Annotated in this window: 26 protein-coding genes; 12 read left to right on the forward strand and 14 right to left on the reverse strand. The window is 53.0% G+C overall.

What is annotated here, in order from left to right; genetic code table 11:
- Positions 1-842: 842 nt before the first annotated feature.
- From EHW12_RS12025 to EHW12_RS12080, 12 genes are all read right to left on the reverse strand, one after another.
- Positions 843-1,613 carry an antirestriction protein ArdA gene (locus EHW12_RS12025; protein ID WP_125050710.1) on the reverse strand — a complete coding sequence of 257 codons (771 nt, stop codon included), beginning with the start codon at positions 1,611-1,613 and terminating at the stop codon, positions 843-845.
- Between the two features lie 41 nt (positions 1,614-1,654).
- Positions 1,655-1,936 carry a hypothetical protein gene (locus EHW12_RS12030; RefSeq protein ID WP_125050712.1) on the reverse strand — a complete coding sequence of 94 codons (282 nt, stop codon included), beginning with the start codon at positions 1,934-1,936 and terminating at the stop codon, positions 1,655-1,657.
- 25 nt (positions 1,937-1,961) lie between these two features.
- Positions 1,962-2,102, reverse strand: a complete 141-nt coding sequence (locus tag EHW12_RS34585; protein WP_164490561.1) for a hypothetical protein — start codon at positions 2,100-2,102, stop codon at positions 1,962-1,964.
- Positions 2,099-2,395: a DnaJ domain-containing protein gene (locus EHW12_RS34590; protein WP_164490562.1), complete on the reverse strand. Its 297-nt coding sequence runs from the start codon at positions 2,393-2,395 to the stop codon at positions 2,099-2,101. Before EHW12_RS34590 ends, EHW12_RS34585 begins: the two co-directional genes overlap by 4 nt.
- A gap of 521 nt (positions 2,396-2,916) precedes the next feature.
- Complete coding sequence (locus tag EHW12_RS12040; RefSeq protein WP_125050716.1) at positions 2,917-3,129, reverse strand: hypothetical protein; 213 nt, start codon at positions 3,127-3,129, stop codon at positions 2,917-2,919.
- Positions 3,129-3,368, reverse strand: coding sequence for a hypothetical protein (locus EHW12_RS12045; RefSeq protein WP_125050719.1), 240 nt, complete (start codon positions 3,366-3,368; stop codon positions 3,129-3,131). The genes EHW12_RS12040 and EHW12_RS12045 overlap by 1 nt, the downstream gene beginning before the upstream one ends.
- Positions 3,368-3,781 (reverse strand): hypothetical protein, encoded by a 414-nt coding sequence (locus EHW12_RS12050; protein WP_125050721.1) that lies wholly within the window; start codon positions 3,779-3,781, stop codon positions 3,368-3,370. The genes EHW12_RS12045 and EHW12_RS12050 overlap by 1 nt, the downstream gene beginning before the upstream one ends.
- A gap of 746 nt (positions 3,782-4,527) precedes the next feature.
- The gene (locus EHW12_RS12055; protein WP_125050723.1) at positions 4,528-4,929 is read right to left on the reverse strand and encodes a hypothetical protein; all 402 of its coding nucleotides are present in this window, start codon (positions 4,927-4,929) and stop codon (positions 4,528-4,530) included.
- Between the two features lie 2 nt (positions 4,930-4,931).
- Positions 4,932-5,420 (reverse strand): hypothetical protein, encoded by a 489-nt coding sequence (locus tag EHW12_RS12060; protein WP_125050725.1) that lies wholly within the window; start codon positions 5,418-5,420, stop codon positions 4,932-4,934.
- Between the two features lie 155 nt (positions 5,421-5,575).
- Positions 5,576-5,953: a hypothetical protein gene (locus EHW12_RS12065; protein ID WP_125050727.1), complete on the reverse strand. Its 378-nt coding sequence runs from the start codon at positions 5,951-5,953 to the stop codon at positions 5,576-5,578.
- A gap of 442 nt (positions 5,954-6,395) precedes the next feature.
- Positions 6,396-7,043 (reverse strand): hypothetical protein, encoded by a 648-nt coding sequence (locus EHW12_RS12075; protein ID WP_125050731.1) that lies wholly within the window; start codon positions 7,041-7,043, stop codon positions 6,396-6,398.
- A gap of 203 nt (positions 7,044-7,246) precedes the next feature.
- Entirely contained in the window at positions 7,247-8,218 is a 972-nt protein-coding gene (locus EHW12_RS12080) for an ERF family protein (protein ID WP_125050733.1), read from the reverse strand.
- A gap of 555 nt (positions 8,219-8,773) precedes the next feature.
- Between EHW12_RS12080 and EHW12_RS12085 the strand changes: the two genes are divergently transcribed.
- From EHW12_RS12085 to EHW12_RS12130, 10 genes are all read left to right on the forward strand, one after another.
- A complete protein-coding gene (locus EHW12_RS12085) occupies positions 8,774-9,481 on the forward strand; it encodes a replication-relaxation family protein (protein WP_164490563.1) in 708 nt (235 codons plus the stop codon).
- A 100-nt stretch (positions 9,482-9,581) separates the two neighbouring features.
- Entirely contained in the window at positions 9,582-9,998 is a 417-nt protein-coding gene (locus tag EHW12_RS12090) for a hypothetical protein (protein WP_125050737.1), read from the forward strand.
- 192 nt (positions 9,999-10,190) lie between these two features.
- Complete coding sequence (locus EHW12_RS12095) at positions 10,191-10,406, forward strand: hypothetical protein (RefSeq protein ID WP_125050739.1); 216 nt, start codon at positions 10,191-10,193, stop codon at positions 10,404-10,406.
- 1,397 nt (positions 10,407-11,803) lie between these two features.
- The gene (locus EHW12_RS12100) at positions 11,804-12,214 is read left to right on the forward strand and encodes a hypothetical protein (RefSeq protein ID WP_125050741.1); all 411 of its coding nucleotides are present in this window, start codon (positions 11,804-11,806) and stop codon (positions 12,212-12,214) included.
- A 101-nt stretch (positions 12,215-12,315) separates the two neighbouring features.
- A complete protein-coding gene (locus EHW12_RS12105; protein WP_125050743.1) occupies positions 12,316-12,765 on the forward strand; it encodes a hypothetical protein in 450 nt (149 codons plus the stop codon).
- A 1-nt stretch (position 12,766) separates the two neighbouring features.
- Positions 12,767-13,003, forward strand: a complete 237-nt coding sequence (locus tag EHW12_RS12110) for a hypothetical protein (RefSeq protein WP_125050745.1) — start codon at positions 12,767-12,769, stop codon at positions 13,001-13,003.
- A complete protein-coding gene (locus EHW12_RS12115) occupies positions 13,000-13,272 on the forward strand; it encodes a hypothetical protein (protein WP_125050747.1) in 273 nt (90 codons plus the stop codon). Before EHW12_RS12110 ends, EHW12_RS12115 begins: the two co-directional genes overlap by 4 nt.
- A 53-nt stretch (positions 13,273-13,325) precedes the next feature.
- Positions 13,326-13,823 carry a CAP domain-containing protein gene (locus tag EHW12_RS12120; protein WP_164490564.1) on the forward strand — a complete coding sequence of 166 codons (498 nt, stop codon included), beginning with the start codon at positions 13,326-13,328 and terminating at the stop codon, positions 13,821-13,823.
- On the forward strand, positions 13,824-14,522 hold the full coding sequence (locus EHW12_RS12125; protein ID WP_125050750.1) for a nucleotidyltransferase domain-containing protein: 699 nt from the start codon (positions 13,824-13,826) through the stop codon (positions 14,520-14,522).
- A 135-nt stretch (positions 14,523-14,657) separates the two neighbouring features.
- Positions 14,658-15,665 (forward strand): IS481 family transposase, encoded by a 1,008-nt coding sequence (locus EHW12_RS12130; RefSeq protein ID WP_125050221.1) that lies wholly within the window; start codon positions 14,658-14,660, stop codon positions 15,663-15,665.
- Positions 15,666-15,934: 269 nt separating this feature from the next.
- Here the strand turns inward: EHW12_RS12130 and EHW12_RS35200 are convergent, their stop codons facing one another.
- Positions 15,935-16,354 (reverse strand): hypothetical protein, encoded by a 420-nt coding sequence (locus EHW12_RS35200; RefSeq protein ID WP_241199148.1) that lies wholly within the window; start codon positions 16,352-16,354, stop codon positions 15,935-15,937.
- 32 nt (positions 16,355-16,386) lie between these two features.
- Between EHW12_RS35200 and EHW12_RS35205 the strand changes: the two genes are divergently transcribed.
- Positions 16,387-16,686, forward strand: a complete 300-nt coding sequence (locus EHW12_RS35205) for a hypothetical protein (RefSeq protein WP_241199149.1) — start codon at positions 16,387-16,389, stop codon at positions 16,684-16,686.
- Between the two features lie 160 nt (positions 16,687-16,846).
- Here EHW12_RS35205 and EHW12_RS12145 read toward each other — a convergent pair whose 3' ends face one another.
- Complete coding sequence (locus EHW12_RS12145; RefSeq protein ID WP_125050420.1) at positions 16,847-17,854, reverse strand: IS481 family transposase; 1,008 nt, start codon at positions 17,852-17,854, stop codon at positions 16,847-16,849.
- 22 nt (positions 17,855-17,876) lie between these two features.
- Here EHW12_RS12145 and EHW12_RS12150 point away from each other — a divergent pair, with 22 nt between their 5' ends.
- Positions 17,877-18,629, forward strand: coding sequence for an AAA family ATPase (locus EHW12_RS12150; RefSeq protein WP_346774235.1), 753 nt, complete (start codon positions 17,877-17,879; stop codon positions 18,627-18,629).
- Positions 18,630-18,758: the final 129 nt, after the last annotated feature.

Consider the following 18,758-nt stretch of genomic DNA (forward strand, 5'->3'; position numbering starts at 1 on the left):
TTTGCAACCCTTAGCCAGACAGACTCCTGATTTGATCGTGTATATCGTCATAGGGACACTCCTGATGTCAGGCCGCTGCGTCTATACTTCCGCCACTTGTGTGCACATCAGAACGCACCAGGTAGTTGTAAAAAATCGCAATCGAATGCTCTAATTATTTCTGATGCGCCCATTTAACTGCATGAACTGTATTGAGCGCATGGTGCTAGTAGCAATGATGACTTTTACCGTACTCTTGACCCTTATCGCTTGTTGAAGGCGAACAACTCTTCGGGCTGTCCCTACACGGTGTTTCTGGTTTCGCCGATTATCACACACCACTTGCAAATGGTGCTTATGCAGGGTTCCTCGGATTTACCGTAGATGATTGCGTCTTCCCTCACGGGAAGCAAGCTACGTTACTACCAGCACTACTGCGCTCAATACTCTAATTCTGTAAAGGTGCATCTCGGCCGCCCTCGCTGTGCGGCTAAGTGTGGTGCTTGGTTGCCGTCCTGATCAGACATGGCCTTACCGTTCGAGACGGGGTTTTGCGGGCAACCTTGCTACCTTCTGGGTCTCACTATCGCAGTGAACGCTTTCGTGAGATGAAAGATTGCGAGCGCGATAATATCGTCTCCTTGTCTTTGCGAGCCTCACGTGCTCGGCGCTTCGTCTTGTACTGGCCGATCAACCGTAGAAACGGTGTGTCATCGGCGTGCTCGTACTCGAGATTGATGTTCACTATTTCACGTTCTGTATTCATTGCTTTGGTGTTCCCCTCTGCGAATAACTATGAGCCAAACCGTCTTCTTTTGCAATAGCGAAATGTCACGAAATGCGTTGTGGTTGTGGATAACTCGCTACTTTGTGAACAGGTACAGATGGCCGTCGTCGTCTTCAACAGAGTGGATGGTGTTCAGGGCGAAGTCGTGCGCGATACCTGCCTCATCCCACTTGGCGTGCTGTCTCATGTCTTCGGGTAGGTACTGCCTCAACTGATCCAACTGAGCTTCGAGTCCGCTCTCGCTCAAGTAGTCGGCTGCGTACGCCTCGATGCTCTCGAAGTGGCCCAGGTAGTGGTCCTCGAACATGTTGATAGCTGCTTCCAGCTCTTCGCCGTTCCTGAAGCCGACGTACTCAAGCCAGTGGGCGACTGCGATTCCCTTAGTTGTGACAGCCTGCTCGACCCGTTCAAGTAGTTCGGGATCTTCTTCGCCGAGTGGGCAACCTACGGAGTGAGGGGCGGATATGTGAGCACGACAGGCAGGGCAGAAGTCGTCTTGTTCAGCTGGTTCATCTGGGGGAGTGAGCCACTGCTTCGACCATCCTTCGACGGGATCATGTGACTCACGAGCCATGACGTACGCGCCAAGGGCTTCGAGGTGTTCGCGGTTGTAGTCGGTGTCGGCGTTGGCCCAAGACTCGTTGATCTCAGCGACTACCTGGGGTAGATCGATAGCTCCAGTACTGGTGAGGCTGTAGAGGGCGCTCGCCTGACTGCCATGCCATTGCGAGGCGATCACGCGTGCGCCAGCGTCTCCAATTGAGCGTTCTTCTGATGTGGCGCTTGCTATTTCGTGGTCGATGAGCTGTTCATCTGACCAGTGTTCGGATCTATTTAGTTGTTCCATGGTAGTAGTTCTCGTTTAAGTGATGTTAGTCGCGGTCGTGGTCAGTCTGGGACCGCTTCGCTCGTGTAGAGCTGTGCTTTGCCAACCGCTTCTTGTGTGGGCTCGATCCCAACCTGGTAGGCCGCGACGAGCCGACAGACTTCATTGTTGTAATCGACGAGCCCTTCGATGCGAATCATGTTCGGCCCCCAATCAAGGTCTGTTGCTTGCACTCTGATGCTCAGTTCGCCGTGGTCGGTGCACAGCACAAGAGTGGTTACCTCTGGTGACGGAATCGTGTAGGGATTGCCATCGACCGCGAGTATGAGTGGGTAGCGAATCATGAAGTCAAGCTAGCTCAGTGAAGGGCTACGTGTGCCAGATCAGCACTGGAACGATGAACAGAGACAGGTACAGGGTTCCAACGATGATCACGGCGATTACCAGGAACATCGCGATCCATCGGCCGGCTAGCTTGAGTGCGGGGATCAAGTAGGAGAGAAGGTTCATTTCGACTCCCGTAGCTTCTTGGCTTGGTCGTACGCACGGGTTAGTGTCTCGAACTCTTGTTGCGATCCGCCTGCGTCGGGATGGACCTGTCTTGCCCGACGACGGTATGCCGTGTTGATTTCGTCGAGCGTCGCATCTTGATCGACCTCTAAAACGTCCTGCCATGGCCGTGCGGTGTACGGGGTGACGATGGCTGACGCTGGAAGCGCTTTGAACCCGCGAAACGCCGCGTTGACCATTTCCTTTGCGCCCCATCGTTCAAGCCCGCGAAGTGCTCCGATCGACAGCGCCACTGCATGAAGGTTGTCTTCGACGTGCATCCATCGGTCACATGGAAAACACTGATCCTCGCCGTGAAGTTTGAAGTACACGGCAACTCCCCGGTCTTCGGGAACGCGCTGCTTACTTCGGTAAGTGCCGTCGAGATTCACGATAATGTTTGTCGAGATAATGACGTTAGTAGCGCCGAGCCGACGAAGTTCTGATTTGAGTTCGTCCCTTGCAGCGGCAAGTGGTGTCTTGAACTGTGATCGTTGAGGCTTTTGAGTGCGTGGCCACGCGGGCGGCCACTGTAGGGGGTAAGCATCAATCATGCTGTGGCCTCCTGGTTTTGTTGTCGTTTCATATCACCTCGCTTTCTTAATTGGTTTTGCTTTTGTGCCTACGTGCCACTGCTGACAGAAGATGCACCGGTAGATCGTCAGCCTGCGGTGCGGAGCAGTCTTGTGTCGTCGTTTGAACTTCAGGTACAGCTCTGCTGCGTGACGTGTCTCGTATGAGTACTTGCCATCGTGCTCTGCCTCAATCTCTCGTGTCATGTCACCTGTTCGTCCTGTTCGCCGTCATAGATGTAGAACCACAGTGGTCCCTTGTCGTGGACACTGCGGATCAGGTGGCCTTCGTGCTTCAGATCGAGGACGCGAGCGGGGTAGCGCCACGCGACCTTGCGGAGTTCAAGGTTGCTGACCTTGCCCTTGGCCTTGAGCAGTTTGAGGATCTTGGCTGTGTGAGTTTCCCTGGTGGCCATTACGAATTGACCCGTCCATCTGGTGACACCCCGACATACAGCCGCGACTCACCATCTACGTAACCGCCAACCCAACCCTCGGCATAGCCTGCGCAGATTGCCGCATCAGGTGGATAGACGTAGTAGTCGTCAGCTCGGTACTCCACGCCGTAGCGGTGGCAGAGGTTGCGTAGTGCTTCCTCTTGAGCGGTATTGATCTTGTAGCGTTCGGGTTTTTCGGGGGAGGGGAAGCGTTCCATCAGTTGCTCCCTCGCTGGGGTTTTCGCTCAACCCAGGGGAGGCGATCGCCTTCATCGCCGTTTGCTTTGGCAACGGCCAGTGCATCTGACAGACCCCTCTTAATGCCACGCAGACGTCCACGTACTTCGTGAAGTGCCGCAACGTCTGGTGTGTGGGCGAGTGCGTTGGTTGCTTCGCCCAGCAGTAGTTCAATGTCAACGCGGCCCAACGCAATCCAGTACTGGCGCTTGCCGGATGGTGCGATTTGATCGTGTCTGAATCTCATAATGGTTCTCCTTATTAAGTTGTGTACTCGCTGACACAGCTGGACGACGAGCGGGTGTATAGCAACTAATAGTGCGTGGTGCGCTGAATAATAGTTACGCTCGACGGCCAGCAATGCCAGCGGTTTGTCAAGAGAAAAGTTGTTCACTTGACGATTTTCTATTTCAATGTGCTGCTACCTGTGGATAACTCGGCGAGTTGATCGTAAAGCTGTTTTCCTTGACCCATTCGATAGTTTGATGTTGTGGTAGCGAGGTCTGCAATATTACGGGCTGTGTGTCAATGCAAAATGGGGGTTGCGGAGTGGGTCAATTATATGATGTGGCTAAGTTTCTGAACTCTGACCCCTGTTAGAGAGTGGTTCTGGCCAGTACTTTTGCGACGTACAATCTACGTTCGAGGGCACACACTATCGCGAACTACAGAAAAACGGTCGTAATGAGAGTCGCGCCAGTTGCGAAGAGCAAGCTTAAGAAACTATTAGACCGTCTGCCGACTATCGCGCTTATGAGCTGCATCGCGACGTAAGCGACGATCCAGACTCCAATCAGAAGTAATATGTTCATTGGTAAATCTCCTTTATACTTAGTCTTATATATGCCAAGACGTCACTACGATCTCGATGAAGTCCTTGCTCTAGCCGAAGCCGGCAAGTGTGCTGCTGAGATCGTGGAAGAACTTGGCTTATCTGTGGGGGAGCGTGCGATCCAGAAGACGGTGAACAAGTTCCTCGGTCCTCGGCCTAAGCGCGCTCCTGCACTGTTGGGTGATCGGCTACGCCGCCGCGTCGTTGCTTGGATGGTCGACAGTGGACTGAACGAGCATGTCTGCTTCGAGTGCGAGAAGTTCTCGGCTGCGCCATGCTCGATCCGTGAACTGCGCCAGGATGACGATCTAGGAACTCTGGTCTTCGTCTGTCGCCACTGTGTCAGGGCTGGTGATTGCTAGCGGCTGAGCAGCAGCCTGACTCTTCTGTATCTCCGACGCGATGGAACTTGCGCCGACAAGGATTCGAGATCCCAGGTCATCCTTCAAAACGAAGTTCTCTTCAACCGTGACGACGGTGACGCCCCGTTCCAAGAGTTCCAACGCGGGAACAGAGAATCCGAAATAGTGGCCTTGATCAAGGGATTTCATCGTATGGAGGATCAGGGTGTCACCCTTCGACAGAGTCTCGGCAGCTGACTGAAGGGCTCCCATCGCGAATTGATCTGGTAAGTAGCTCCGTGCGGTCGCGAAGTCGGTGAGTGCAAGCATCTCGGGACCGTCTCGTGCATACATGAGCGTCTTTCCCATAGCTAGTCCTTCTTCACCCGCAACGTGCCAGCTGTGAGGTCGAGCTTCTTCTCTAGCTCGGCTATGGAGAGTTCGGTGATCTCTTCAGGTGGGGTGTCTTGTTTGACTGTCCAGCCTCTAGCTTTTAGTTCCGCAACCGACCAAAGCGCATCCACCACGTCGAGATCGTCAGCCTTACTAAGAGCTGCGCTATTTGGGAAAACGTCGATGACCATCTTGGTTTGTCCGAACTCTGCTTCGATCAGATCGCCTACTTCGAGGTTGTCAAACGTCTTGACGCTACGGACGAGTTCTAAGTGCCCGCTGTATACGCCGTTGCCATCGGTGTCGTTGTAGTAGACGGTGTCGCTCTCACTCCAGTTATTTGAGCTCACTCTGGCGATAGTGAATACCCGGCCAAATGTCCAGCCAGCTCCACCTCTACTCTCCTGTGGATCTCTGGGAGTAATACAGCGTACCTTCTGTCCTACCTGAAATTTCGTTGCTTTCATATCACCTCCTTCGGTGTTAATTGGCTTAAATTGGATGATCGATCGGCAACGTGGGTGACGGGGTTGGTGTTCACCCGTCATATCGTCTCGACCTCGGAGCTGATGATCGCCTCCACCACTGCATCGAGTGGGTGGTATTGGATCTCATCGACCATCTACGCGACCTTGGTTGCCTTCTTGGCCCGAGTGACAGGGGACTTTCGTGGTCGTCCTGCAGGTTTCTTCATAGGGGCCTTGGCAGTGCGTTTGGCCGGCTTCTTCGCGCTGATCTTGAATGCCTCGAACTGATCCAGCTCGTCTTGCGTCATGTAGGCAGGTTCTACTGCGAACACCTCGACGAAGTAGTTCGGCTCGTCTTCAACAGCTTTGCGGGGGTAGGTGACGGTCTTGCGTCCATGCTCGTCTTCGTACTTAATGAAGCTCTGGTCGAGGACGGTGTAGTCCTGGTCTCCGTCGTCACACTTCTCTTGTACGAGTGCGCCTTTGGCGAGTTCTGGTAGTTCTTTAGTCAGCTTGAATGTTCGTCGTTTCATAGTTGTTTCTCCATAGTTTATTGGTTGCAAGTCTGCCTCAGTGAAAAAGTCTCCACTAGAAGGATGCTGAAGGTCGTTGACGGTGTAGGTGTCAGGGCCTTCGGGGTCGACTTGGGTAATCTGGCCGATGCCGTTGGTAGTTCTCTTATAGACAGCGCTACTTTGCAGATCTCCGTAGATAGATTTGCTAATCATCCTTACTTGATCACCGACTTTAAATTGTCTCATGTTGCACCTCCTTCTTTCCTCGTTTACTTATTCGTCCACCTTTCGCACCTGCGATCCGTGCCAGCTTGCGGTCGGCAGCAAAGCCGCCAGTCGTGCCCAGACGTCCTCCTTTGGCGCCGATAGCAGCCTGAACCGCACTCACTGCTTCTCGGCTTCCGTGCTTGGCTATCATTGTCTCCATCCATTTAGTGTTGGGCTTTCCACTCATTTCTATTTATCCTCTCTTCCATTGCTTAAGTTTCTCAATGAGACGTCTTCGGGTCTGGGCTTTGGCGACAGTGCCTTGCACGTCCGCAGTCTGCAGTGCTCGAACTGCCTTTGGAAGCGGCGCAACGATGTCTTCTAGCACCTGCATTCGTCTGTTCAACTTGTCCATTGCTGTCTGACTGTCGTTATAAGCATCGAGGAGTAGTTGTGCAGAGATTCCATCCTGCTGTACTGGCTGACCGTCATGTACGCGGGCTGGGGATGCATAGTGTGTTCCCCTATCCTTTTCTCCTACGATAGTCACACCGGATTTGACGAGACCGCCTTTTGCTAGCCGACGGGTCGGCTTGGTAACATCGGCAGCTGTCTTTTCTTCAATCTTGGCCGCCGTCTTTGACTGCGTGATTCGGTTATCTTGGATCTTGACCACAGGTCGCTGCGCGGGGTTCATTGCCCTCTTGGCCGACACCCGCTGCGCTTGCGCATTTCGGCGTCTCTGGAACTCTTCCCAGGTTTTCGCCTGACGGATGAACTTGACCGCGGATACCTTGTATCCGGTTTGCATTGCGATTTCGTCTGGAGTTGATTTCTTCGATCGTGCAACGATGCTGTCGAAAATCTCTCTATTGATCTTGGTCGAGCCACTTGCTGGCATAGTTGGTTTCTCCCGAGGTCTCCACCTCTCTAATTGTTATTGCGCTGCTTCGTTTGAACTGGCTGGTGCTGCGAGCAGCGTTCCTATCGCTTGAAGCAACGACTTCTCGTGCTCTGACAGCGGTTTCGGGCTGTCCAGTTGAACGTCAGCTTCCATCTCGTATTGACGAACCTCCCGCGGATCGTTCCACCAGGCGAGACTCATTACGCAGTCTCTACCGGGGGAGTGATGCTGTCATCAGTCCACTCCGGTGGTAGGTCATACGTTCCCGCTTTGATTTCCTCAACTGCTTCAGCGATCGCGGTGATCTCTTCTGCCGTGCAGTTCTTCAGGAAAGGTTTGCTCGTCCCGAACTTACTTCCAGTTACGTGACCGACCAGGTTGCGCCTGGCCTTGTCCGATATAGGTAGATCCAACATGTGTCGTTGGAGGTTCAGGACTACATCGTCATTACCTGATGTCTTCACGATGATTTCGTTCGGTACAACTTGGTCGCGATCACCAGTGAATACGGGTGTCGCAGGCGTTTCGTCATTCCTCAAGATTCGTGCTTTCTCGGACACAAGCTTGCGTAGATTCGCGATCGCTACAGTTGCGTGGTCCTCTGTTCGGAGAGACACGAGACGAGTATCGATCTGCTCCTTCGGGAACTTCAGATCTACGCACAGTTGTCGGATCTCGCTGATTTGTTCGTCGGTGGGCTTAGCCTGCCTGTTGGCGGCCTTGTTCCCGTCGTCGTCATCGTCCTCTGCAGATAGTCCGAGAATCGCCATCGTAGTCTGTCGCCGTTGATACGTGATTGCTGAACCGAGTCCTTGAGGATCGTTCTTAACCAGTAGAAGGTCGGTGTCATGCATTACTCCCACACCTGATTCGTGTACCAGGTAGCTGCGGAGGAAGTGCTTGCCGTCCTTCGACATCACCCACTGCGTGAGTGCTAGCTTGTGCTTCGAGAGCAGTGGAAGAGCGGCATTTTGGACGTCTGCAAGTTCGGCGTATGTATTGCCGTAGTGTGCGTTCTTCGCGCCCTTGATGACCGTCTTAACCTCGCCCTGAAGCTTCACAAGAGCTGCTGCGATGGCTGGTGGCATTAGAAGGGGAAGTTCAGGCGCAGCCGGCATCTCTGCTGGCTTCTTAGCCTCGCTTGGTTCTTCCTGCTTTTCCTTTTCTGCCATCTGCAATCTCCTTATTAAGTTGTTTCTCTATCCGCTGCAGGTCGGGATCTCTCATCACTAGATCATCTAGGACCATGGATCGCGACACTGTGTGCCCAAGTTCTTCGGTCAGCTTCTCCGCTCGCACATCGACTGCTTTAGCTCGTGTAGCTGGAAACAGGACGCTGAACATTGATTTCTTGGTTCCCCATTTGCGGACTTGCTTCGGGTATCTCTCGTTCGGTTTGTTCATAATTTAAGAATCTTCCATCTATTTAGTTACAGCCCCCTGCTTAATGTCTTGTGTGTCGAATCGGTTAGTCTGTCCAGCTCAAAATGTGCTGCGTTGATTCACTAATAACTATGAGCCAAACACGTAAATTATGCAATAGCGAAATGTGACCTGTGGAAAACTCAGTTCATGACATTGTGTGGTTAAATGTTAGGGAGATGAGCTATGTTTCAACCCAGTACCAGCCACCAGGCAGCCCCCAGGGTCGAGACATACCCTTGGAGCCTCCTACCAGCGGAGACGAACCACCGCACGCCGCCGCTCAGTACCTGTATCGTTCTTCTATGCAGTTACTTGCCCGCGACAGGGAGATCCTCAACTTGGTCAGTCGCTTCTCTCAACTGTCCAGTGGACATATTGATGCTCTGATCTTTTCCGAACTTGCATCCAGAACGCCGTGTTCAAATGCGTTGCGGCGACTAACTGGACTTGGCTTGCTGCACCGTGTCAATCAGATGTTGCCTGGTGGTGCTCGTGGGGGATCGCAGCGGTATTGCTACGCCCTCGGGCCGAACGCTTGGCGCATGTACTCAAGTACTCGCTACCGACCGCAGCGGACGTTGAACCCGCACACTCTTGCAATCGCTGATACTTACGTGGCAATCAAACAGGCTGAGCGCGAAAAGTGGGTGGACGTACTGACTTACGGGACTGAGCCTGACAGTTGGATTGATGTTGCTGGTGCTGATCTTCGCCCTGATTTGTACGTCGAGCTTGGACTTCGGGAGAAGCGCGAGCGAGTAGTTCTGTGGCTCGAAGTAGATATGGGCAGTGAACGACAGAAGCAGATCCTTGAAAAAGTCGATCGTTACAAGTACGCGCTAGAACATTCGGCGGAGTACCCGCTCGATGTGTTCCCTAGCGTACTTTTCCTGGCCTGTGACGAGGCTCGGGCCGATGAATTGAAAACTATCCTCCGTCGAGCGCCGCAGACGCCTGAGGGCTTTATATCGGTTGCGCTACTATCGAGTTTTCCACAGCTATTGCGGTAGATAGCACAACGCTTTGACTATTGGTTATTTGCGGGGGTGGTGAGATAATAGACATAGAGGTGGAAGCACCTGAATAATAACTAAAAAGCTGGAGAGTGATATGAAAAATATTACAGAAAACAACACCGCGATTGCGGAACTATCAACAGAACAACTTGCTGGCTTACAGCTGGTTCATCGTAAGACGCAGAGCGACAACATGAGCTGGTACTACCAGCTTGCTGGCGATGCAGGCGAGTATGACAAGGTTAAAGTCGAACTGTTCTATAGCTTGGGTGGTACGAACTACTTTACTGGTGGAGTCAATCGGCGCGGCTACTATGTAAGCCTTCGGCTTGTGGCTCTGAATGGATTCGTGGAGTCGTATGAGATGTTTGATCAGCGGAGCGGCAAAGTATTCCTAGAACCAGCGCAACGCTTCAGTCAAGCGAGGCTGCTGACATTGCAGGATCGTGCACTGAAGGAGGTCGAGCCTTATGTGGTTACTGTCCTTAGCGCAGAGGCGATCGCAGCGTAGCAGAATGATCGTTGATACCGATACGGGCGAGATCCTAGATCCCGCCCCACTACGCAACCGACCAACTGAACCGATGGGTAAGACCTATAGGCGCAGAACATCACACAAAGATGACTCTGCACTATTTATTGGGCTACTCGGCTTACTAGTGGCAGCGATAGCAATAACTAAATAACGGAGAAACAACTCAATATGAACTACCGTGGATATGAAATACGTGCAGAAATCAGGACATTGGAGCAACACGCGCTCGATGATGAAGGTCAAGTGATCGAAGCGATCAGCAACACCGCAGAGATTGAACTTGAAGGCTATTACTTTGTATCGCCAGAAGATGAAGCGGGCGAAAACATGTTGTCGATTGATCAGGTAAAAGAGGCCGTTGACAAATTGCTTCGCAAAGAATAATAGACCACTAAGAGAAGAACCCCGCTACTTGGCGGGGTTCTTCTTGTCTGAGGCACCCTTACGGGCGGGGCTAGGCCTCCTATACATATTACGACGATCGTAGTTCATCATGAAAGTTTTGTGGCGTTTCAGGTTATCTTCGAGATCAGCTTGTCTTGCTGCGTCTGTGGTGGGTGACGGCGTTTGAGGGATGACGATTCGTCTATTGGTAAGAGGGAGTTGTTTTTCGTTATCCACCATGCTGTCTTCAGTATGGCATGAGGCGGGGGATTGTGGAATATGGAAAACGTCAAGTATTGCAAATTGTGTCGATCTGCCTATAATGAAGTACAGCAAGCAACTATCTTCAAATGGTGTAAGTCTTGCTCCTGGGATTTACCTCGGAGGGCGTTGCAATTTATTGAGGTTTCTATATAATAGGACATGAAGATAGTTGCTAAGGCACTCCGCAAGGGGTGCTTTTCTTGTATCTCGTGGGAGACTTGAAGACCGTTACGGTTCGGATGCGAGCATAAAGAAGTGATGAAATGAACGGCTCAGCGTTTTAGGGGTATCGTAACAACCCTCGCTTTGTACTGATAGTGCTCTGCCAACTCTAGCTACCTTGACAATTTGGCAATGTTATAGATGGAACGGTAGTCATCCACAGGGAACGAGTACGCTTGAAGGAATTACGTAATAGATCAAGCCTCTGAAATTAGCGTGGCGGATACCAACTCGTTCGGTTACTATGAATGCCGCATTAGGTGGCTGCCGTTCCGTCTATAACAACTTCAGAACACACATGAGCAGTGAGTAGCGGAATAGGTAGACGCATATGGGTGAACGCACGGAGTGGAAGTGCTGACCGTTACCTCAAGTCTATAAAACATCCACGACACCACCCTGAAAGCTAGCAGTAGAAGCACTCTAATAGGGATGTTCGGAGACGAGATGGTGGGCGATGGGAGACGACAGCGTTCATGCAGGGTGACTATACGAGTACTCCAGGGTAATAGGTGAGTCCTGGCTCAATTTCTCGTCAAATCCCTGCCTTACTGCTCTTGCGTGTTCTGAAGTCTTGAATCCACCGAGAAGCCTTGTACCGATCAACTGGAAAAGGGAGTTAGTACTCAAGCTATCCCTGATCTAGCCGCCGTGTCCGACCTACTCAGGGAATGCTGGATTATTAACTCCCCCCGTTTTACCGGACAAAAGAGGGAGTGCTTAGAGACTCAAAACTAAGACATTCCCGATCGTTGACGGGTGGCAACTCTGGATGCGGGGGGACCTGCGGGATTGCCTGTTGATTACTTATGGTCGTAGTTTTCCACAGCTTCTCTCATTTCGCTATTGCATTTATTGTCAGTTTGGCTCATAGTTATTTACATAGAATAAAGATGAACGGGAGACATTACATGGCAAGGAAATTTACAGATCATGACCGCGGCTACAAGCTGTTTATTCGTAAGCGAAAAGGTGGAATTGCTGTAACGTACTCGTATGCTGTAGACAAACCCGCGCCTGTTGGCTCTCAAGAATATTTACCAGGACTAGAGGGACTAGGTGTCACACTTAATCCGGAATATCGCGGCGCTTTCTCGTGGCGACCAGATTGGGAAGTATGGCTGAGTCCTCAAAAGCTAGGAGAAATTCCCTCTCATAATTCTTATGACGAGCAGCAGTTTTTTCTCAATCACTTCGAATCAGTGCTGCGTCCATACTCTACTGAGAGGTTGGCGCATTCCTACCTGGTTGTTGATGTTTTGTCCAAAAAAATCCACACTCTATTGGCTAAAAATCCTCAAATTCTACAGCCGCAGGCATAGAAGTGTTATTGCTCGAATCGGCTGGTAAAACATAGCTGACCCGTGACCTTAGCAAGTCCCTAAACTGCCCCGCAAAAAAATTAAGCAGGAATCAATGCAATATGAGTTCATACGATCAACCCAATAAGAACCGCCGCGGCCTCGTAGTCTTTCTACTAGTAATCGTGGCCTTCATCGCCGTCGCAGCCTTCAATCAAAAGACCGACCAACCAACTGGCCTCGTAGTTCCAACCTCGACATCAGCACCGACGCAACAGAAGTCCTGGCACAAGGTAATCGAGCTATCCGGCTCGACAAGCAAGCGCAGTGACATCTTCCAGCTGAACAGCTCCAAGCAACGGATCACGTACACAGTGAACGGTGAGTACAGCCCGTTCGTGAACATCTACGTGATGGCAGAGGGCAAGTCCCTCGACAAGCACGGTGGAATCCCTGAGGTCACCATGGTTCCAGTAAGTGGAGATACGTTGATGTACAAGGCATCTGGTGGCTACTACCTCGATGTAAGCGGCAATGGTGAGTGGACGGTGCTTGTCGAGGAGGAGCGATAGGATGGGGACGTTTCCACAAACCCTGACAGTCGGACTTTTGCAATTCCGTATCCACGATATCTCTTACGACCACAACTACGACACAGTGAGTATTGAGTATCGCACTGACGAAGTTTCGGTCATCGGCAGCACCGAGGCGATAGACGCTACAATTACTGTCAAAGGTAGTGGTCAATCAATGGATAATGCTGAGGTGTCGGCACTCGCTGAGATTCAGCGCCTCGCGGGTAAGTCATGAACGAAACAGTGAAAGCCGTTGCGACAGTGCTTGGCCTGATCGCCTTCGTAGCTGGTGTCATTGGTATTGGCTTTGCCATCTGGTGGGGTCTGTCATCTCTCGTCGCGGCAGAGATTAAGTCGGACAACCTGAACCAGCAACGTCAAGAAGAGTGGCGCAAAGATCCCGTCAACCCGATCAACATCTGCATTGCGAAGGGAGGCGTACCGCTTAAATCGTCATGGACTGGCGACCTGAAAGAGTGTCAGTTTCCAGAGGCTAAGTCATGAAATATCTAGTCCTCGTCGGTCTCCTTGCGTTGTACCCGTTAGCAGTGGGGGTAATGACGTACATCGTTCTAAGCCCGTCTGACGATCCTGAACCATCTCTCGTCGAACCCGCAGCCATCTCAACCGCTGCGATCACCCCGAACAACCTCGAAGCTCTAGTCAACACAGAACGTACGAAGGCCGGTAAACAGCCTCTCGTCACCGACTCGACCCTCAGAGCAAGTTCGTGTTCTAAAGCGGAACACATGCTCTCTCAAGACTATTGGGCGCATACATCACCAGACGGCGTGACTCCGTGGACCTTCATCGAGAAGGCCGGCTACCGCTACACAACAGCGGGGGAGAACCTTGCCAAGGCGTATCCAGACGACACGAGTCTTGTTGCTGCGTGGATGAACAGCCCTACTCACAGGGAAAACCTACTAGGGGACTTCAAAGAGCAAGGGATCTGCCAGAAGACCGGGATGTTGCAGGGGAAGGCGACGACGGTGACTGTGCAGCACATCGCATCGAAATATCAAGAACAACAACTAAATACGGAGAACCAATGAATGAACATCCTTACAAAAGTCCTAGTCGGCTCACGACTCCATGGGTTGAACAACGAACAGTCTGATTATGATTACCGTGGTATCCACATGCACGATCTCGCTGATGTGCTCAGTCCGTTTAGGACGCTCAAGAACACCACTTGGATAGAGGGCGACGAAGACAACACGAGTTATGAACTGGCCGACTTCTGCAAGCAAGCTGTACATGGTAACGCCACCATCCTCGAAGTCTTTTTCAGCGACGCGATCATCGAAACAACACCGATCGCTGACGAGATGCGAGCCAACTGGCGCAAGTTCATTGATACCGACAAGGTAGTCATGGCAAGTCGGGGCTACGCGCAGAATCAGCTCAACAAGATGGAGTTATTTGACGACATCGGGGTTAAGAAACAACACCGGACGAGCAAGTTCGCGATTGCCTACTGTCGAGTGCTTTGGCAGTGTGCTGAATTCCTACGTACCGGTGAATTCCCTTGCAAGGTAACAGATCCAGAGCTGCGTCAGTTCCTCCTCAAGCTCAAGGCAGGCTGGGACGATATGTACATACCCGAATGCACCGAACGATTCGCACAGCTTCAAGCAAACGTCACCCGCGAGTGGAAGACTGCGGACAAGTTGAAACCAGACACCGCATGGATCGAGGCCTTCATTTACAAAAGCTATACAGGAGTACCAATGAGTGGAAAACCGCTATAACACCGCACCGCAGAAGCAAAAGCTAGATGTTGTGGGTATGGACGTTGCTGACGCTGGATTGAAGTAGACGGGCTGGCCCTTCGCGGCAGGATGGAAGTTGCGAAACAGACCATCAACAGCAAAGGGACCAGCCCTGTGACACACCGTAATGCTCCGCTGACTGTGGAGGGAAGACGACGACTCATCGAGCGGTGCCGCACTCGTCCGATCGCCCACGTCGCCGCCGAAATGGGCATCTCCCGACAATGCGCCTCCACGTGGGTCAACCGGTACCGCAAATACGGTGAACTGGGATTACAAGACAGATCCAGCGCACCGAACCATCAACCCACCGCCACCGCCGCAGAGATCGTGGCCGAGATCGAAGCGATGCGCCGGACCCGGAAATGGTCGGCCGCGCGCATCACGTTCGAACTCCGAATGGACGGAACGGTCATCGCTCGCCGGACGGTCACGAAACTCCTGCGGGATCTTGGTCTCAATCGCCGCCGGTTCATCGACCCGAACGGCGAAACGAACCGCAAACCCCAGGTCATCGCCGCGAAACGGCCTGGTCAGATGGTGCACGTCGACGTGAAGAAGGTCGGCCGCATCCCTGACGGCGGAGGTTGGCGCGTCCACGGGCGAGGTTCCGAGCAGGCCAAACGATCACAACGTCGGAAAACGAAGAACAAGCAGGGCCGCGTCGGCTACACCTATTTGCATTCCGCGATCGATGGCAACACCCGTTTGGCGTACACCGAGGCCAGAGACAACGAAACTGCCGCGACAGCCATCGATTTCATGAACAACGCCCGACTCTTCTTCGCGGCGCACGGCATCACCCGGATCGAGCGCGTGATCACCGACAACGGATCATGCTATCGGGCAGCAGATTTCACTGCTTCACTGCGGGAAGCGCGGCACTACCGGATCAAGCCGTACACGCCGAAACACAATGGGAAAGTGGAGCGCTACAACCGCATCCTCGCCGAAGAACTGCTGTACTCCCGCGAATACATCAGCGAAGCCGAGCGGCGCACTGCCGTCGAGGTGTGGAACATTCACTATAATTATCACCGACCGCATTCAGCACGCGGAGGACGACCGCCTGCCGCTTACCGCCGGCACCGCGTAACTAACGTCCGTGCCTCATACAGCTAGACGAGTACGTCAAGATAGGACTGCTCAGGAGTCAGACGAATAGCGCTGGGACACTTACCATCTACGTGTACACCGAGACTACTCAGTTCGATCGCCTGTGGAACAGCGTCACTCGACAAGCTCGGGGGCTAGTGCTCGACAACAAGAGCCGCTGCATCATCAAGTGCCTACCGAAGTTCTTCAACGACAACGAGCCAGAGGCACTTCTTGAGAAACCAAGGGATCTCGATCCGACTCAATTGGTAGTCCAGGACAAGGTAGACGGCTCGCTAATTCAAGTCGCCAATGACCCTGAGTATGGGTTGGTTGTCACCTCCAAGGGCAGCTTTGCGAGCGATCAGGCTATGTGGGCGCGGGAGATTATTGATGAGCAGTATCCGCCATCGGTGGGCTACTTTGAACCCGGCTTCACCTACATTTTCGAGTTGATCCATCCTGATAACCGAATCGTGATCGACTACGGCGACCGGCGCGAATTGATCTTGCTGGCTGTTGTCGAGAATGACACAGGCAAAGAGCGAGACATCTATTCGAAGCGTTTCTTGTCGTTTGATCGGGTAGCCAAGCTCGACCCGTCCACCGTCGACAATGTCGAAGCACTGAACGACAAGGGGCTGAGCGAAGGCGTCGTCGTCAACTTTGGTGGCTACCGTGTGAAGATCAAAACCGCTGAGTACCTGCGACTCCATCGAATAGTCACCGACTTCACTCCGAAGCGAGTGTGGGAAGCACTTTCCAATGGGACAGCCTCGACTTCGAGAACATGCCGGAAGAGTTCCAGGCGTGGCTCGACGAGACCGCCAGCCGATTTAGAGATGAGTTCGCGGCGCTCGATATTGCGATCTGGCACGAATACGAGCAGGCCAAGGAGATGTCCGACAAGGAGCTGGGACTCAGCCCCAATTTCAAGTACAAGGGGTCGGTGTTCATGTTGCGAAACAACAAGGATATCGGGCCATCCATCTGGAAACTAATCAAACCTCGAAAGGAGGTGATACATGCCAAAACTATTGATGCTTAAAGGACTGCCGGGAAGCGGGAAGAGTACCTACGCTCGCCAACTCGTTGAGAAGAACCAGTACACGCGTGTCAACAAGGACGATCTGCGCGCAATGCTCTATAACGGCGCGCACTCAAAGAGCAAGGAAGCTACTGTCCTCAACATCCGTGATGCAGTAATCCTAGATGTATGAGGCACGGACGTTAGTTACGCGGTGCCGGCGGTAAGCGGCAGGCGGTCGTCCTCCGCGTGCTGAATGCGGTCGGTGATAATTATAGTGAATGTTCCACACCTCGACGGCAGTGCGCCGCTCGGCTTCGCTGATGTATTCGCGGGAGTACAGCAGTTCTTCGGCGAGGATGCGGTTGTAGCGCTCCACTTTCCCATTGTGTTTCGGCGTGTACGGCTTGATCCGGTAGTGCCGCGCTTCCCGCAGTGAAGCAGTGAAATCTGCTGCCCGATAGCATGATCCGTTGTCGGTGATCACGCGCTCGATCCGGGTGATGCCGTGCGCCGCGAAGAAGAGTCGGGCGTTGTTCATGAAATCGATGGCTGTCGCGGCAGTTTCGTTGTCTCTGGCCTCGGTGTACGCCAAACGGGTGTTGCCATCGATCGCGGAATGCAAATAGGTGTAGCCGACGCGGCCCTGCTTGTTCTTCGTTTTCCGACGTTGTGATCGTTTGGCCTGCTCGGAACCTCGCCCGTGGACGCGCCAACCTCCGCCGTCAGGGATGCGGCCGACCTTCTTCACGTCGACGTGCACCATCTGACCAGGCCGTTTCGCGGCGATGACCTGGGGTTTGCGGTTCGTTTCGCCGTTCGGGTCGATGAACCGGCGGCGATTGAGACCAAGATCCCGCAGGAGTTTCGTGACCGTCCGGCGAGCGATGACCGTTCCGTCCATTCGGAGTTCGAACGTGATGCGCGCGGCCGACCATTTCCGGGTCCGGCGCATCGCTTCGATCTCGGCCACGATCTCTGCGGCGGTGGCGGTGGGTTGATGGTTCGGTGCGCTGGATCTGTCTTGTAATCCCAGTTCACCGTATTTGCGGTACCGGTTGACCCACGTGGAGGCGCATTGTCGGGAGATGCCCATTTCGGCGGCGACGTGGGCGATCGGACGAGTGCGGCACCGCTCGATGAGTCGTCGTCTTCCCTCCACAGTCAGCGGAGCATTACGGTGTGTCACAGGGCTGGTCCCTTTGCTGTTGATGGTCTGTTTCGCAACTTCCATCCTGCCGCGAAGGGCCAGCCCGTCTACTTCAATCCAGCGTCAGCAACGTCCATACCCACAACACCTAGAAGCGTTGAGTAAGGGATCGAACGTCGTCGTGGATGACACCAACTTCGCTCCGATCCACGAGATCCGTCTACGTGAACTCGCGAAGGAACACGGCGCTCAGTTCGAGTTCAAGTTGATCGATACGCCGCTCCAGACGTGCATCGAGCAAGACTTGAAGCGACTCAACAGTGTTGGGCAGAAGGTGATCATGCAAATGTACGAGCAATGGCTCAAGCCGAAGCCAGCTGCGAAACCTCGGTACGATCCGACACTGCCGAACGCTGTTATTTGCGACATTGACGGCACGTTGGCCCACATGATCAATCGTGGCCCATACGACACGTCGAAGTACGTTGATGATGCGAAAGATGACACCGTGCATCGAGCATTTGCGCGGATCGCAGAAGGTGACACCAGAATCATTTGCTCTGGTCGCTCAGCCGACCACCGGGAGTCAACTGAGCAGTGGCTTGCTACCCATGGCATCACCTACGACCTTCTACTGATGCGTCCTGAAGGGGACGTTCGTAAGGACAGTATCGTGAAGCGAGAGTTGTACGAGACCTTCGTGGAGGGCAAGTACAACGTGCGTCTGGTACTTGATGACCGAAACCAGGTTGTCGATATGTGGCGTGACGAACTCGGCCTCACGTGTTTTCAGGTTGCTCCTGGCGACTTCTAGAGTCATACCGTCCACACACCCATCTTTGCCGCTCAAACCCCACGAGCGGCCTTCTGTGCGTTCCTAGTGACATATTTCAAGCATTATCGTACGTTAAGAACATATGGGTAACCAACCAATCATCATCCG

Source organism: Rhodococcus sp. NJ-530, from assembly GCF_003860625.1.
Classification (GTDB): domain Bacteria; phylum Actinomycetota; class Actinomycetes; order Mycobacteriales; family Mycobacteriaceae; genus Rhodococcus_F; species Rhodococcus_F qingshengii.